Source organism: Peribacillus loiseleuriae, from assembly GCF_001183985.1.
GTDB lineage: Bacteria > Bacillota > Bacilli > Bacillales > DSM-1321 > Peribacillus > Peribacillus loiseleuriae.
The window spans coordinates 3,146,868-3,162,445 of the sequence record NZ_LFZW01000001.1; the positions used below are offsets into that span (position 1 = coordinate 3,146,868).

Sequence of the window (15,578 nt, forward strand, 5' to 3'; positions counted from 1 at the left end):
AAACAAGCTATCTCCTTCCCACCGTCGGCAGCATTCGAATCCAGTCGTTCTTTAACTATCTCATTTGTGGAAACCAAGATTCAAGGGGCAAGAGAATTCCGCTGGATTCAGCCAGGCTAATTAAGTGATCCACAAAAATAATAACGTATAATTACGCTAAACAACGAAAAAAAGCAGGTCCAAAGGAGCTGCTTTTTTACTAATCGTCACTTCTAGTCATACCCGTGTATATTAGAACTAAACGGAGTAATTCGAGTACAGCTACAAGGGCGGCCGCAACATATGTTAATGCTGCCGCGTTCAATACTTTTTTTGTCTCACGTTCCTCATCGTTACGAATGACTCCTAGAGAAACAACTTGATCCATCGCACGAGATGAAGCGTTAAATTCTACCGGTAGCGTTACAAGTTGGAATATAACAGCCGCTGCCATGAAAATAATGCCAAGTAAGACAAAGTTACTCATTCCTGCTATCATACCGATAAGGATCAAAATCCATGAAAAATTCGAACCAATATTGGCAACTGGTACTAAAGTGTGACGTAAACGAAGTGGTGAATAATTTTGTTGGTCCTGAATGGCATGGCCTACCTCATGAGCTGCAATGGCAACTCCTGCCACAGAATGACCGTGGTAATTGTCTGAGGATAATCGAACTGTTTTAGACCGTGGATCATAGTGATCACTAAGAACCCCTCTTGTTTCTTCTATCGTAACATGATACAAACCATTTGAATCCAGAATTCTTCTTGCCGCCTCTGCACCCGTCATTCTGGATGAAGCAGGCACTTTAGAATATTTTTTGTATGCGCTTTTCACTTTCATTTGAGCAAATAGCGGGACTAAGATGATAATCGCAAAGTAAAGTAAAAACATTGTTTCCTCCTATAAGAATGATTATTTCAATTGTAAGAGTAGCGATCATCTCTGTCAAACATTGTGATCTTTCCGTGGTTTTACTGTCTTCTCATTGCCTTTGTATTTTCTCCAGCCTACATAAGATAATGTCAGGATAATAATGCTTCCTGTTGAAATAATTACCCACCACAATGATGGATCTGCTTCATCCTCATTAGGCTCATCAAATATAGACTTTAAATCCTTTTCCAATGCATCCCATTCTTGTTCGTTTGACTCCATCGTTAACATAACCGGACGATATTGCTCCAGATATGTTACACGAGCATCAAGCTGTTGAAGTTTCTCAGATGATACTGAAACTTTTAAACTTGGATAAATGATATTGTACTGTGATAACAAATTATTCAACCCATCATTGAATCCTTCTGAATTCCCTGCTTTGACTGCTGCTTTTGTCTCATTAAAGGCATCCATGATTGGATCTTCTAAAGCCATCCACAATGGCTGATTATTCGAATTGACGGCATCAAGTACTAATCGAAACTTTGTCACAGCATTTATTTTTTCAGAATCTGTTTTTTCTAAGGTTTGTACGGTCGCCAATGCATCATCATAAGCAACGGTAACAACTCTTAATTCAGCCATGCTAAAGAGCTCTTTTTCTTTTGCTGAAAGTAGATAACGCTCTGAAAATTTTTGAAGAACCTTCTCTGTTTCTTTATATCGTTTCATTTCTACAAGTCTTAGTGCTTCGTCGGAGATGGAATCCAACTGCCTCAAACTTCCAGAAGGCTCAGCACGAACTTTATAAAAAGAAACGGTGATTACTAGCAGCAATGCAAGCACCAGGATTTTTTTCACCATACTCCTTGTCCCTCCTTATTTCTCTATTAATCAATATGAGAAGGGAAGGTGGAGTAGACCACTGTTTCATAAAAATTTCAAAGGGATAACGTAAATCTTTTTTCTCTATATCCAAAATAGTAGGCAATAAATATCGAAAGCAGGCTGAGCCAAAATGTAAAATAGCCTATTTCATTCATATGTATAAGTAAATCCCGATAAACTGGCATCATATCAAAAACATAATCAACAATATCATTATGTAAAATCCAGATTCCTGCGATAATAAAATGCCATGGCTTGATTCGATAAAATGGTGAATACAAAATTCCCTGAATCGCCATTCCCAAGTGAGAAGCTATCAGCATATACCCCTCCCATGGCAACTCCCCTGTCGTATATAATGTCAATACATTCATCACTACAGCCCATATTCCATATTTAAAAAGGCTCATGATCGCAAGTGCTTCCATTAGTCCCCAGTTTTTTTTCAATAGAAATGCGAGTAAAACAAATACAAAAAACAAAGATGCAGTTGGGCTATCCGGAACGAATGGTAGAAAAATGGTAGGGGTAACCGCAAGTTGGCTTCCATACCAAATGTAACCGTATAATGTTCCGAATATATTAATCAATAGCAACATCATGATAAACTTCTTATTTGCCAGAATCGGATAGAACATGTTCATATATATACCTCTTTCTTTCAAGATAATCATGTAAATGAGATGGCAAAAAAGAGAATGCCCCAAAAGGGTCTGGCCTGGCTACCACCACACAGTTGATAGTGTTACTTACACTTCCTAAAAAACTGTTTGGATTGGTTACCGGGTCTGACCCTTACTATGGGATATCCTCTTTCTTCACACTTTATTTAGCTGATAAATTCGCAAGAAATTCAGCAAGAGCTTCTAGTTCTTCATCAGAACCTTTAAAAATACCAGCAGGCATTCCACCAGTACCATTTTTGGCAATGTCTTTAATTTCATCAGCAGTATGTCCAGTATCGATAAGCGCTGGACCAGCTCCACCCGTCAATTCAGCGCCATGACATGAAAGACAAGTATTTGCTTCAAGAGCTTTGTATCCACCAGCCTCTTTATCAATCGCTACACCTTCAACAATCTTTCCTTGTGAAGCTGCTTTATCCCAGTCATGGTAATAAACAGATTGCCAAGTCAAGAACACAACCCCCGCGATAGCTAATAGCATGAAGCTAGTTGCGAATGGACGTTTCGCAGGACGACGCTCTGGACCACGATCAAGAAACGGCGCAAGCATCAAACCTCCAAATGCAAGTGTAGGAATAATTATTGAACCTACAATATTATATGGACCAGATGCATACGAATACTTCAACAACTGGTAAAGAAATAGGAAATACCAGTCAGGAAGCGGAATATATGCAGTATCTGTTGGGTCGGCAATTCTTTCAAGCGGCGCTGGATGCGCTGCTGTTAAGCAAAGAAACCCAACAAGGAATACGGCTCCAACCAACCATTCTTTCAATAGGAAATTCGGCCAAAACGCTTCAGTTTTACCAGGATATTCCGAATAGTCTTTCGGGATAAACGGTTTACCATTTGCCGAGATTCGAGAATCACCTACAAATTTCATACCTTTTCCACGATGCATTGAACAATCCCCCTCCTTTATGAAAAGGTTATTATTTAGATTACTGGATACATTTTTCGATATCCTGCAAAAGCCGACTACACACGCGAGTCAGAAGCTTGTCTAGTTATAGCCACTAGATTTTTCTAATCATCGTGCTTCTTTATTTCTTACAATGGACCTGAAATTCCTTGTTTTCTAATCATTATAAAGTGAGCTGCGATTAAGCCTAATAGTGCAGCTGGTAGGAAGAATACGTGAATCGCAAAGAAACGTGTTAACGTCTGTGCTCCAACAATTGTCGGATCTCCAGCAATTAACGTTTTAATAGCTGGACCAATTAATGGAACAGAGTCAGCAATCGTTAATGTAACTTTTGTCGCAAAAACCGCTTTCATATCCCAAGGTAATAAATAGCCGGTTAAGCCTAAAGCTAACATGATAAAGAAAATGAGTACTCCAACAACCCAGTTAAGCTCTCTCGGTTTTTTATAAGCCCCCTGAAAGAAAACACGGAGAGTATGTAAGAACATCATCACGATAACTAGACTTGCTCCCCAGTGATGCATCCCTCGTACAATTTGTCCAAATGCTACTTCATTTTGTAAATAGTAAACAGACTCCCATGCATTGACGATATCAGGTACATAATACATGGTTAAGAACATACCCGAGAGAATTTGGATAACTGTGATGAAGAAGGTTAAGCCCCCAAAACAATAAACAAATGCTGAAAAATGGTGTGCAGGGTTTACGTGTTCAGGAACCTCATGGTCAGCAATATCCCGCCATATGGGCGCAATGTCTAAACGTTCGTCAACCCAGTCATAAATCTTGTTAAACAATAATTACGCCCCCTTATGCGGTTTTAGTAGACCTAAATAAAGAATTCCGTCTTTTACCTGCGTTTCATAAACATCTAGCGGTTTACTAGGTGGAGTTCCTGGTACGTTTACCCCACTTTTTTCGTATCTACCCATGTGACAAGGGCAGAAAAATTGTTCTGGATGTTCTTTGTCTGTATTCCAAGCAACAGTACATCCTAGGTGCTTACATACAGGTGATAATGCAACGATGTTACCATCATCTGCTTTGTATACCCATGCCGTGTTTGTCACTTGGGACTCATACCATCCATCGATTTGATCGAATGTGTAATCAACACGGATTGGTTCCGCTGTCAATTCCGAAACTTTCTGACTTGTTGCGATAAAACCTCCTGATGCACTTGCTTTCAACACTGGATCAATCGCGAATCGAACCATTGGCATTAATATTCCTGCAGCCATGAAACCGCCTACACCTGTAAGTGTGTAATTAAGGAATTGACGTCGTGAAACATTACGCTTACTCATGCTTTTCCCCCCCTCTATTACTATTCTGAACCAATTAGCCAATAAATAGCAACACTATAAAACTAGGACATTACAATGATATCTCAATATTTCATGAAGGTCAATATATGTTAGTCCTAAATGATGGCAACATTGTGGTATATTTCCTTTGTACCCAGTGCTATTTATTCCAGCTTTGAGTAAGCATATCGAGCATTTGGCGAACTTGATCGTTCATCATCTGCCTTGCTTGTCCCTCTTCTAAATGTTCGAGAGGAATGGAAGGAATCCATAAAAGTGAACCAGGAAGCTGTTCTTCATATTTTTTCCACTCACTGTCAGATGTAATCCAAAAAACGTGCTTGAAATCTGCTTCCAATAATTTTAGTTTCCATATCTCAATGAGATCCGCTCTCTCCTGACCTTCAGACCAGTACGTTAACCCTGGCATTAAAAGCAATCTACCTTTCAATTGCTTCTCAACTTCCATCATTAAAATCCCCATAAATTCATGCATGGACGAAAATTGTTTCATCTGTGCACCGAATGAAATCGGATTCATTGGAATGATCAGACTGTCCACATATTCTTTCGACTCTTGATACATCCCAATTTCCTTATAAGTCCACTTCAACTTACTCACTCCTTACAGTTATCAATCATCTTCTTACCATTTTATCATGATTAATTCCTGTTTCATATATCATTACCAGTTATTCTTCTTTTTAACAAACTATTCATTAATTAATTAAGATAAGAAATGAACTTGGCAGTAGAACGTCAAATTCTAAAGGTGAAGTTTAAATAACATCTTAAGGGTGATGCTGTGAACGAAACCTCACAAAACAAGCAGGATGGATAAGGTGTGCTCCCCCCCACCAGATTGATCGAATCAAAAATCACTTTATCAACAATATTGTTTAACATAACCAAAAAATAAAAAAATGAGGCTGTCCCATAACGAAAGGATCGAAAAACCCCACATCTACTATATATCGTTTATATGGCTTATATAAACGGTGTATAGAATGTAAGGTCTGACCCTTTTGGGACACCCTCTTCTCTTTAATTGTAAACTAGGTTATACATATTTGTTGATAAAACGATTTTAGGTTCATTGGTGTGTAACCATGATGTCATATCTCTTCCTGTTATGCTGAAAAAATACTCTAGGAAGTAAATCAACATCATCTAATACCATAGCTTAATTGAAACCTCGCTTTACAGCTTATTCAGTTCTTTTGTTAATGAATAAAAAGTTTCTTTATCATTCTGGTCGAGTGCATTATCAATCGCTTCCAATATCCGCTCTTTCTGAAATGTCGCCAACGAATTTTCTAAAAACTTCTCTGCCATGAGCTTATCTCTCTCATTACTTCCTGTGCTTTTTGGCATAAATGGATTTTCTTCTAAAACCGCGGCATAGTGGTAGGATGAGTAGGATGATTTAAAATTTAACTGGATATAGATGTCTTCATCCCGATTCAGGCGGATATCATGAAACGACTTCTCTGCGTCAGTGGTCATGATATTGGATTTATAAAATCGGAAAGGTGCCTCATCCACACAATGCGTTGACATAATCAACCCTCGTGGGCAATATTGAGCACTTTCCACAAAATGAACCTTTTTCATTAACTGATCATGGCTCATTAAATAATTTAAAATCCACACACATTCCCTGCGCTTCAACTGATAATGATTTAAAAACCAGCGAATAAAGTCTTTCTTTTCGTTAACAGATACAGGGGCTGCCACCATGAGTTCCCTCCTCTGTACAGATATTGTATCAATCAGCATTCTTTACCATTTCTTATTCCTCAGCTAATCGATCCAAAATCAGCACATATTCATCATTTGCCGGATCCAGCTCGAGAAGCTTATTAAATATTTCTCTAGAGGTAGCTAGTACTCCTTCTTCAATTAAAAAGAATCCGTAATCTTCTAAAAAATCTTGGTTACTGGCGAAAAATTCATACGACTTCTGGAAGCTTTCTAAAGCTTCTTTAAACCGTTCATTTTTTTGCAGGCTTATAGCCAGCATCCATTCGAATTGCGGATCGTCTTCGCCGTATTTCCTAACACTTTCAATCGTTTCAATAATATCATCATACTTTTCTTCATGCATGAACAGTTTAAGTAATGTAAGCGTAGCTTCTAAATAGCCTGGATCAATGGCAAGAGCTTCCCTGAAAAACAATTCTGCCTCATTTGTCAGACCCTTTTTCAAAGCAATTTTCCCCCCAAAAAGATTCAGCTCTTTGTTGAATTCATCCTTGTGAATCCCCTCCCTTACCGTTTCTAGAGCTTCATCTAGACGCTCTAGGCTTTCATAAGATTTCGCAAGATACAGATAAAGGGAATGATATTCCGGATCTAACTCCTTGAGTTCGGTAAACCTTTGAATCGCCGTTTCAAACATGGCTGCTTGGTATGCAGTTAATGCAAATTCGAATAATGTGTTAATTTCGAGTTTGTCTTCCAACGCCTTTTCAAAAAAAGGAATGGCTTCTTCAAACTCACCCAAATTACTTAAGGTCTGCGCTAGCCGCTGGTTGATACTTACACCGCCTATTTCTTTTTGCTGCTTAAGTACCTCTTTATAATTCGCAACAGCAGCATGATCCTTCCCTTGCTGGTAATACAGTTCTGCTAAAGCAAAATCAATCAATGGTTCTGTTGGTAGCAGTTCCTTTGCTTGTTTAAGCTTTCGTTCGCTGACCTCATCCATTCCCTGCATTTGATATAAATCCGCTAAAAGGAGCAGAGCACTTGGATACATGTCATCCGACCCGCTAATTTTTTCAAGCAATAGGAATGCCTCATCTTCTTGGTCCATATCGACGAGAATTTCAGCGAGTGTAACGAGGAGCTCTCCTTCATTAGGAAACAGCTTAAGTAAATGTTCGTATAAATCCTTTGCTTGCTCCATAAATCCCAGCTGTAATAATTCCTCCGCTAAAAGGAGCATCTCTTCAATTGCTTCAGATGATTTTATTCGATTTATATGTAGAAATGCTTCTTCTAATTCGCCTTTTTTTAGATTGTTGAGCACTTTTTCAATTGTGTTCATAATAAAAACCTTCCTCCTGCTAACAATTTCTTCATATTAAAAATCCAGGAATCCTGATTTTTATTTCAGACCCTTTTTTCTCGGCAAGGGATAGTGTCGCCCCTGCCCTCACAACCTTCCCATTTAACACGGTGACAACCAGTTTATCATATTCCCCTTCTGAAATTCCATTGAAATCACTTGTATCGTGTGAAGAATAAAATAAGTTATAGCTTAATTCTCCATTATTGCGTAAATATCCTTTAATCGGATACAAACCAATTTTTTTTAATATCTGAATAGAGATAGGTTCGCCTTCAGTGAGGGACTCTTTACTGTGTGAAAGTTTAGTGTCAGTCATAATCTTACTCCAAATAGTTTTCGCTTTGTCATTTGCAATTTCTTGTCTAAATATAGGGATAAAAGTTGGATTATATGGAAAGGAAAATTGGCGAATCCAGCTCCATGGAAGCCGTTGTAGTTCATCTAAATTCGTAATTTTTACAAACACAGTGGAGATACGTTCTTTAATACAGCGTTGCATGAGCTTTGGAGAAACCGTTTTTTGGGCAACTTTAATCGCAAGTAGATAATCAAGTGGTGAATCTTTCATAAGCTTTCGTATTTCTTCTAGACGAGGAGCGAGGAGATATTCATAAGGAACTTCTACAGGGATTAAGATCATCCCTATACCATTTAACACATGCTGTTCATAAAGTGACCAGGAGGCAGGCAGATTCGATTCGTTAAAGACTGTCGTTGTAACAGGGCTCATAATAAAATTTTCTAGATTTTGTTTCATCATTCGTAGCTGCTTGACGGAGTTATGAACAGAATCCACTTTATCGCCTTTCACTACAATGGACTTATTTGACGTCTTGCCATCTTGCCATACCATTACTTTATCAATGATATAATTCGACATACAACCCCTCCCTAGCCTTGTCTTATGACCAGCTTATGAAAAGGAACGCAAAGATATGTTCATTTATGAAAATTGAAGTACTTTTACGATTACAGAAATAAAGATACAATCTGTGCGAGTTCAAAAAGGAGGATAAAAAGAGCCGAGTAGTTCGAGGAGTGAGTCTCTATATCTATCACGTATACAGTTAATACGTGGGGACCCGACTTGCACAGGACGTGCGCGATTTTAACAGAAGATCATTAATAAGCGACAAGGAAATTCGACAGCTATTTTTTCCGGACTTTTTGAACAATCTCTCTCAATAAAAAAATGATGATTCAACCTGTTTTATGACCTTCCTCATTCGAAAGGTAAATTTAGTTGAATCATCACAATTATCTTATTTTATTAGTGTTGTCAAGTGGTCAAAAAACTGAGGATAGGAAACTTCTATCGCCTTTGAATCAGTGAGGATTATTTCATCACTCGCAACTAATCCTGCAATGGCTAGCATCATACCAATGCGATGATCTCCATGACTTGAAACTTCACCACCATGTATTGGCGTACCTCCTGTAATAACTAATCCGTCTTCAGTTGGCTTGATTTTAGCTCCAAGACGGGATAACTCATCAGCAACCGTGTCAATTCGGTTCGTTTCTTTCACTTTCAATTCCGCTGCGTCCTTAATGACAGTCGTTCCTTCTGCACTAACAGCTAACAGCGCGATAACAGGAATTTCATCGATCAACCGAGGAATTAAATCGCCTTCAATCGTAATGGCATGAAGTTTGGACGATCGTACTGTAATATGACCATACGGCTCTCCTTTTTCATTTATATGTTCAATCTCGATATCAGCACCCATTCTTTGAAGCACTTCAATAATTCCAGTACGGGTAGGATTTAAGCCTACGTTTAATAGCTTTACTTCACTATTAGGCGTAATCGCAGCGGCCACCATGAAAAAGGCTGCTGAAGATATATCTCCAGGAACGTAAATGGATGTCCCTTGTAAACTTTGGCCACCTTCAACACTAATTTCGTTTCCCTTTCTTTCCACCTTACCACCAAACTGGACAATCATTCTCTCAGTGTGGTCACGTGTTTTTTCAGGTTCAACAATGGTTGTCGTACCCTTAGCTTGAAGACCAGCTAAGATGATCGCAGACTTCACCTGTGCGCTTGCTACTGGAAGCTCATACCGAATCCCTTTAAGTTCAGTTCCATTAACCGTTAATGGTGTAAATTCACCGTTATTCCTACCTTCAATATCCGCTCCCATTTGCTTCAATGGATTCACGACCCGAGTCATTGGACGCTTGCCGATTGAATCATCACCAATTAACTCAGCCTGAAAAGCCTGACCTGCCAAGATTCCGAGCATAAGTCGAATCGTTGTGCCAGAATTACCAACATCAAGAACTTCACTTGGTGCTTTTAATCCAGAAAAACCCTTGCCAATCACTTCGACAAGGTCACCGTTCTGCTGAATGCTGACACCTAATTTAGAAAAGCAATCGATTGTACTTATGCAATCCGCCCCAGGCAGAAAGTTTTCAATGTTGGTAATTCCTTCAGCCAAAGCACCAAACATGATCGAGCGATGTGAAATGGATTTATCCCCTGGTATAGATATTGTTCCTTTAAGTGATGTAATGTTTGTTTGTAATGTTTGTGTATCCATCTATTGGTCTCCTTTGTAATTAATTCGACATTAGACGAGAATAGTATCAAAGCTAGTATATTTTTTTATACATGCAGCAGCTTTTGTCCGATCAATATCTGTTTGGAAGCTAACGACCAAGACTCCAAATATATCTTCTCTTGTCTCGACTATTCGAATATTAGTAATGCTTATCTCTTCTTTTGCAAAATAGCCCGTAATTTCCGAAATCACACCAGGGTAATCCGGAACATCAATATATAAATCGTAATAAGCGGGTATTGCCCCTCTTCCGTGGACAGGAAGATCATCACGAAATTCTTTGGCTTCCTGAAAAAAGCGATATATACCAACACGATCCTCTGATGTAATCAAATCTTTCACTTGAAGCATTTCATCTATCCAATTATCCATTAGTTCAACTAATACTGATTTATTATGAATAAGAATATCCCGCCACATTTCTGGACTGCTTGACGCAATTCTGGTAATATCCCGGAATCCCCCTGCCGCCAAACGCGAGACAAGCGGATTTCTAGTACTGTAATGTTCTGCTTGTTTGACAAGCCCTGAAGCAATAATATGTGGAAAATGACTGATGACACCCGTTAATAAATCATGATTATCCGGTGTTACGAGTAAGAAGTTAGCATTTGTTCCTTTTAGCCATTCTTTGAGTCTATTGATGTCTGAATCAAGAATTCCCTCTGCTGGGGTCAATAAATAGAAAGCATTCTCGAATAATTGACGCTTAGCAGCTCCCGCGCCACTTTTATGGGAACCTGCCATCGGATGACCTCCAATGAACGTAATTCCTTTATCTAGTAATCCTGCTGCCGCTCTTGCAACTGAACCTTTTGTGCTACCGGCATCGGTCACGATACAGTCCTTTTTCAGGTTCATATTTGCCAATTCAGCTATAATTCGCTCGGTTTCATTGACTGGTACGGCAAGAATAATAAGGTCAGCTTCTTGTACTCCCCATTCAATCGATGGAGTAATTTCATCAATAATTCCAAGAATTTTTGCCAAATGAGCGTTGTTATCATCCCGGTCAAACCCTACAATGTTCACGTCCGGATGTTCATGTTTAATCGCCATCGCCAGCGATCCACCTATTAAACCAAGACCGATTACACATACATTTCCGTTCATTCATGCCACCTGCTTCATTCTTTAAAATCCTAACGATCATTTCTAAAAGCATTGTTTAAAAAAAGGTGAGCCACTTACCATTATTTTCGTTATGGCATAGCGCCCACCTTACTAATTTATTTCAATCGTTCTATATATTCTTGCTGAAAACTTCAACTTGTGAGGCAGTGAATTCTTTTAAAACAGCAATCATACCTTCATTCTGTTCCTTTGTGCCAACTGTGATTCTCAGACTGGTTGGGAAGCCAAGGAATTTGCCAGAACGCACGATATACCCATGCTCTAATAAATGTTGAAATAGTTGGTCAGCGTCTACTTTAAAATCAATCAAAATAAAGTTCGTTTGTGATGGGTAATAAAATAAGTTTTCAGATTCACAAAAACTAACATATTGGGCAAGTCCTTGTCGATTTTCAATGCTACAATGCTGAATAAAATCCTGGTCAGAAATAGCAGCAATAGCAGCTGCTTGACCTAGTGTATTTGCGTTAAAAGGCTGTCTTGCAGGATCCAGCTTCAAAATGACTTCTTCATCCGCTATTCCGTAGCCAATCCTCATACTCGCTAAACCATACGCCTTTGAAAAAGTACGTAAAACGATTAAGTTTTTGTATGTAGTAGGCCATGAATTCGTCTTCGGATAATCTTCTGCCACAACATACTCCGCATACGCTTCATCAAGGACAACGAGTACGTCTTTTGGAACTTTCTCAAGAAATTCACGAAGCTGCTTTTCCCCAATATATGTACCAGTCGGGTTATTAGGTGTACACACCCATACTACTGCCGTATTTTCGTCAATAGCCGCAAGCATTCCTTCTAAATCATGATCCCCATTTATTAAGGGAATTTCACGAATTTCAGCATGTTCCAAAACGGCGTTATGCTTGTATTGGGAAAAAGTTGGTGTCGCCATGACTGTATTCTTTCCTTCACTTAACAAACTCCGTGAAATGATTTGAATATTTTCATCTGAACCATTCCCAAAAATCAGCTGTGTTTCCTTCACGCCTGTGTGTTTAGCCACCGCTTCTCGAAGCGCAGTAGCATAACCATCCGGGTATATCGCTAATGAAGAAGCGGATTCTGATAAAGCTTGTTTTACTTTTTCTGAACAGCCAAATGGATTTTCGTTGGAAGCAAGCTTCACAATTTCATCCAGACCATACTCTCTTCTTACTGCATCCGTTGATTTTCCTGGTTGGTATGGTTTTAATGATAATACCGATTGATTCCACTTCATTCTCTTACACCTCATTTTTTATATAGAAATTCTTAGTTTTCTATTGTTTTATATGAGCATTTTAATTCTTTAAATCAGGTCGTAATGCCACTGCTTCACCATGGTAGACATGTTGAATTTCTTGCTGCGTTTTATCAGTATTAAGATGTAGCATGATTCTAATACAGAAAGGAAGCGATCCTTCAACTGGTATTTCCTGCATGCAAACAACCGGAACATACTTCCATCCCTCAATATTTCTAAGCGCTTTTGACGGAAAAGTTGATTGCAATTCTTCAGTAACTGAAACGAAAACCGATGCTACCTTTTCTGGGTGAATCTCATTCTCCTGAATCATTTCAACGAGAAGTGTTTCAACTGCTTGTATAATTTCATGTTCTTCATCTTTTAGAACTGTCGTAGCTCCCCTAACTCCTCTTATCATTATCATTCACTCTCCAGCGTTTTATATTTCTTTGATTAGCTTTAGAATATCTCTTCTAATTGCTTAAGAATGATCTCATCATTGATTTCTGCTAATTCCGGAAATCCTACCTCGTTCAGCAAAACAAATGTAATCGTATCAGAAATTGTTTTTTTATCTTTTTTCATTTTCTGGATTAATGATGTGTGATCAAGTTGCTTAGGAATATTGGTAGAGTACCCTAATGATTGCACCCACTCCATAAATTCTACTAAATCAAAACTTAACCCTTTGTATTGACTTAGTTTCAAGGCGTACACACAGCCAATTAAAACAGCTTCACCATGTGTGAAATTGCCGTAGCCCATTAATCCTTCCACAGCATGACCTAATGTATGCCCAAAATTCAAATAAGCACGTACTCCATTTTCCTTCTCATCTTCTTTGACAATTGAAGCTTTAATTGCAATGCCTCTTTTGATCATGTAAAGATATTGTTCATCTGTGATGGCTGCTAAATCTTGAATTTCTGTAAGAAGCCATTTGTAAAATTCCGGATCTTGAATAAGCGCGTGTTTAATGACTTCAGCGAAACCTGATCGCAGTTCCTTTATCGGTAACGTATGTAAAAAAGATAACTCATAAAATACAGCTTCCGGCTGATAAAAAGCGCCAATCATATTTTTTCCTTCTGGATGATTAATCGCAACTTTCCCACCAACTGCACTATCATGGGCAAGCAATGTCGTAGGCAGCTGAATAAACGGGATCCCTCTCATAAATGTCGCTGCAACGAATCCAGCAACATCGCCGACCGCTCCACCACCCAAGGCTAGAATCATCGATTTTCTGTTTAACCCATTCGCAAGGGCAAAGCTTTGACATTGATAAAACACATCGAATGTCTTTGCATGTTCCCCTTCAGGAACTATATATTCCAATACTTGTTTACCTGATTTTGCAGCCAATTCCTTCACTTTATGCAAATGAATACTAGCAACTTTCTCATCACTAATAATCAATAATTTCGTGATATCTGAATAATTTTTTTCTAAAAATAAAGGAAGTTGCTCAATCACATGCTGTCCTAAAAAAACAGGATACTCTTTGGAAGGTGTTTTAATGTCGATTGACTCCATCTTTTAAAACTCCTTTACTTCTTGACGGTATCGCTCGATATATTCTGATAATTGATTATATCGGTCAGATGGGAACTGTTCAACAATTGCACATGCTAATTCCCACGCTACTGCTGCTTCGGCGACTACCGCCGCCGCGGGAACTGCACAGCTGTCCGAACGCTCTACGCTTGCCCCAAACTCTTCCTTCGTATCAATATCAACGCTTTTTAATGGTTTATACAGTGTTGGGATCGGCTTCATAACACCACGGACGACAATCGGCATTCCAGTTGTCATTCCACCTTCAAATCCACCTAGACGATTCGTTTTTCTATAGTAACCTTGTTCTGAGTCCCATGCAATCTCATCGTGAACCTGACTGCCAAATAGATGAGCTGCTTCAAAGCCAATGCCTATTTCTGCACCTTTAAATGCATTTATACTCACAATTGCCCCAGCTAGCTTAGCATCCAGTTTACGATCGTAATGTACATAGCTCCCCACTCCAGCCGGCATTCCTTCGACAATTACTTCGACAACTCCACCGATGGAATCACCATTTTTCTTTGCTTGATCAATGGCATCCATCATGCTTTGTTCCACTTCTTTATCTAAACAGCGGACAGGGGAATCTTCCGAGATCTGCTGTAATTCTTTTATTGAAGAATACGGAGTCGGACTTGCTTTGATTCCGCCAATTTCCAGCACATGTGATGCAATTTCAATCCCTAGCAAAGAAAGGAGTTTTTTGGCAACTGCTCCCGCAGCCACTCTGACTGTCGTTTCTCTTGCTGACGATCGTTCGAGTACATTCCGTAAATCTCTGTGACCATATTTAATCCCACCATTTAAATCTGCATGTCCCGGTCGTGGTCGTGTGATTTTTCGTTTGACCTCTTCCGCTTCTTCAGCAGAAATGGGGTCACTACCCATAATTTTTGTCCAATGCTTCCAATCATTATTTTCAACAACAAGAGCCACTGGAGAACCAAGCGTATAGCCGTGTCTGATTCCAGATGCGATAAATGCTTCATCTTTTTCAATTTGCATCCTTCTTCCACGACCATGACCTTTTTGTCGGCGCGCTAGCTCATTATTAATATCTTCGGCCGTAATCGGCATTCCTGCTGGAAGTCCTTCTATAATTGTCGTTAACTGTGGACCATGCGATTCGCCTGCTGTTAAATATCTCATTTTCTCTGCCCCCATTTAAACCGTTAAAGGATTTTGATTTAAGTAACAATATACCACAATTTTATGAAAAATGGGAATTTGATTTCAAGAAAAATACTGCCGTTTTATCCAAGTAACGATTCATCTATCATTTTTTAGGAAAAACCAATTACTTATTATGGAATAAGCAAGCTAAATAAAAAGA

Annotated in this window: 16 protein-coding genes; all 16 read right to left on the reverse strand. The window is 38.9% G+C overall.

What is annotated here, in order from left to right:
* Window positions 1-199 precede the first annotated feature (199 nt).
* The 16 genes from AC625_RS14655 to aroC all read right to left on the reverse strand — a co-directional run bounded on the left by AC625_RS14655 (window position 200) and on the right by aroC (window position 15,394).
* Window positions 200-877, reverse strand: coding sequence for a zinc metallopeptidase (locus AC625_RS14655; RefSeq protein WP_049681944.1), 678 nt, complete (start codon window positions 875-877; stop codon window positions 200-202).
* Window positions 878-931: 54 nt separating this feature from the next.
* The gene (gene ypjB / locus AC625_RS14660; protein WP_049681945.1) at window positions 932-1,726 is read right to left on the reverse strand and encodes a sporulation protein YpjB; all 795 of its coding nucleotides are present in this window, start codon (window positions 1,724-1,726) and stop codon (window positions 932-934) included.
* A 77-nt stretch (window positions 1,727-1,803) separates the two neighbouring features.
* Window positions 1,804-2,394, reverse strand: coding sequence for a lipoprotein heptaprenylglyceryl N-acetyltransferase LhaT (gene lhaT / locus AC625_RS14665; protein WP_049681946.1), 591 nt, complete (start codon window positions 2,392-2,394; stop codon window positions 1,804-1,806).
* Between the two features lie 181 nt (window positions 2,395-2,575).
* On the reverse strand, window positions 2,576-3,340 hold the full coding sequence (locus AC625_RS14670) for a menaquinol-cytochrome c reductase cytochrome b/c subunit (protein WP_049681947.1): 765 nt from the start codon (window positions 3,338-3,340) through the stop codon (window positions 2,576-2,578).
* Window positions 3,341-3,489: 149 nt separating this feature from the next.
* Entirely contained in the window at window positions 3,490-4,164 is a 675-nt protein-coding gene (qcrB, locus tag AC625_RS14675) for a menaquinol-cytochrome c reductase cytochrome b subunit (protein ID WP_049681948.1), read from the reverse strand.
* A gap of 3 nt (window positions 4,165-4,167) precedes the next feature.
* On the reverse strand, window positions 4,168-4,674 hold the full coding sequence (locus tag AC625_RS14680) for a QcrA and Rieske domain-containing protein (protein ID WP_049681949.1): 507 nt from the start codon (window positions 4,672-4,674) through the stop codon (window positions 4,168-4,170).
* Window positions 4,675-4,834: 160 nt separating this feature from the next.
* A complete protein-coding gene (locus tag AC625_RS14685; RefSeq protein ID WP_049681950.1) occupies window positions 4,835-5,287 on the reverse strand; it encodes a YpiF family protein in 453 nt (150 codons plus the stop codon).
* Between the two features lie 587 nt (window positions 5,288-5,874).
* Window positions 5,875-6,411: a ReoY family proteolytic degradation factor gene (locus AC625_RS14690; protein ID WP_049683758.1), complete on the reverse strand. Its 537-nt coding sequence runs from the start codon at window positions 6,409-6,411 to the stop codon at window positions 5,875-5,877.
* A 55-nt stretch (window positions 6,412-6,466) separates the two neighbouring features.
* Window positions 6,467-7,726, reverse strand: a complete 1,260-nt coding sequence (locus AC625_RS14695) for a tetratricopeptide repeat protein (protein WP_049681951.1) — start codon at window positions 7,724-7,726, stop codon at window positions 6,467-6,469.
* 31 nt (window positions 7,727-7,757) lie between these two features.
* Window positions 7,758-8,630: a hypothetical protein gene (locus AC625_RS14700; RefSeq protein ID WP_049681952.1), complete on the reverse strand. Its 873-nt coding sequence runs from the start codon at window positions 8,628-8,630 to the stop codon at window positions 7,758-7,760.
* A 382-nt stretch (window positions 8,631-9,012) separates the two neighbouring features.
* Window positions 9,013-10,299 (reverse strand): 3-phosphoshikimate 1-carboxyvinyltransferase, encoded by a 1,287-nt coding sequence (gene aroA, locus AC625_RS14705; protein WP_049681953.1) that lies wholly within the window; start codon window positions 10,297-10,299, stop codon window positions 9,013-9,015.
* Window positions 10,300-10,329: 30 nt separating this feature from the next.
* Window positions 10,330-11,433: a prephenate dehydrogenase gene (locus tag AC625_RS14710; protein ID WP_049681954.1), complete on the reverse strand. Its 1,104-nt coding sequence runs from the start codon at window positions 11,431-11,433 to the stop codon at window positions 10,330-10,332.
* Between the two features lie 130 nt (window positions 11,434-11,563).
* Complete coding sequence (hisC, locus tag AC625_RS14715; RefSeq protein ID WP_049681955.1) at window positions 11,564-12,676, reverse strand: histidinol-phosphate transaminase; 1,113 nt, start codon at window positions 12,674-12,676, stop codon at window positions 11,564-11,566.
* Between the two features lie 61 nt (window positions 12,677-12,737).
* Entirely contained in the window at window positions 12,738-13,100 is a 363-nt protein-coding gene (aroH, locus tag AC625_RS14720; protein WP_049681956.1) for a chorismate mutase, read from the reverse strand.
* A 41-nt stretch (window positions 13,101-13,141) separates the two neighbouring features.
* Window positions 13,142-14,218, reverse strand: coding sequence for a 3-dehydroquinate synthase (aroB, locus tag AC625_RS14725; protein ID WP_049681957.1), 1,077 nt, complete (start codon window positions 14,216-14,218; stop codon window positions 13,142-13,144).
* Window positions 14,219-14,221: 3 nt separating this feature from the next.
* Window positions 14,222-15,394 carry a chorismate synthase gene (aroC, locus tag AC625_RS14730; protein WP_049681958.1) on the reverse strand — a complete coding sequence of 391 codons (1,173 nt, stop codon included), beginning with the start codon at window positions 15,392-15,394 and terminating at the stop codon, window positions 14,222-14,224.
* Window positions 15,395-15,578 lie beyond the last annotated feature (184 nt).

Coding starts and splice junctions, on each gene's coding strand:
- AC625_RS14655 (WP_049681944.1), bottom strand. CDS start 877: ATGTTTTTACTTTACTTTGCGATTATCATCTTAGTCCCGCTATTTGCT.
- ypjB (WP_049681945.1), bottom strand. CDS start 1,726: ATGGTGAAAAAAATCCTGGTGCTTGCATTGCTGCTAGTAATCACCGTT.
- lhaT (WP_049681946.1), bottom strand. CDS start 2,394: ATGAACATGTTCTATCCGATTCTGGCAAATAAGAAGTTTATCATGATG.
- AC625_RS14670 (WP_049681947.1), bottom strand. CDS start 3,340: ATGCATCGTGGAAAAGGTATGAAATTTGTAGGTGATTCTCGAATCTCG.
- AC625_RS14680 (WP_049681949.1), bottom strand. CDS start 4,674: ATGAGTAAGCGTAATGTTTCACGACGTCAATTCCTTAATTACACACTT.
- AC625_RS14695 (WP_049681951.1), bottom strand. CDS start 7,726: ATGAACACAATTGAAAAAGTGCTCAACAATCTAAAAAAAGGCGAATTA.
- AC625_RS14700 (WP_049681952.1), bottom strand. CDS start 8,630: ATGTCGAATTATATCATTGATAAAGTAATGGTATGGCAAGATGGCAAG.
- aroA (WP_049681953.1), bottom strand. CDS start 10,299: ATGGATACACAAACATTACAAACAAACATTACATCACTTAAAGGAACA.
- AC625_RS14710 (WP_049681954.1), bottom strand. CDS start 11,433: ATGAACGGAAATGTATGTGTAATCGGTCTTGGTTTAATAGGTGGATCG.
- hisC (WP_049681955.1), bottom strand. CDS start 12,676: ATGAAGTGGAATCAATCGGTATTATCATTAAAACCATACCAACCAGGA.
- aroH (WP_049681956.1), bottom strand. CDS start 13,100: ATGATAAGAGGAGTTAGGGGAGCTACGACAGTTCTAAAAGATGAAGAA.
- aroB (WP_049681957.1), bottom strand. CDS start 14,218: ATGGAGTCAATCGACATTAAAACACCTTCCAAAGAGTATCCTGTTTTT.
- aroC (WP_049681958.1), bottom strand. CDS start 15,394: ATGAGATATTTAACAGCAGGCGAATCGCATGGTCCACAGTTAACGACA.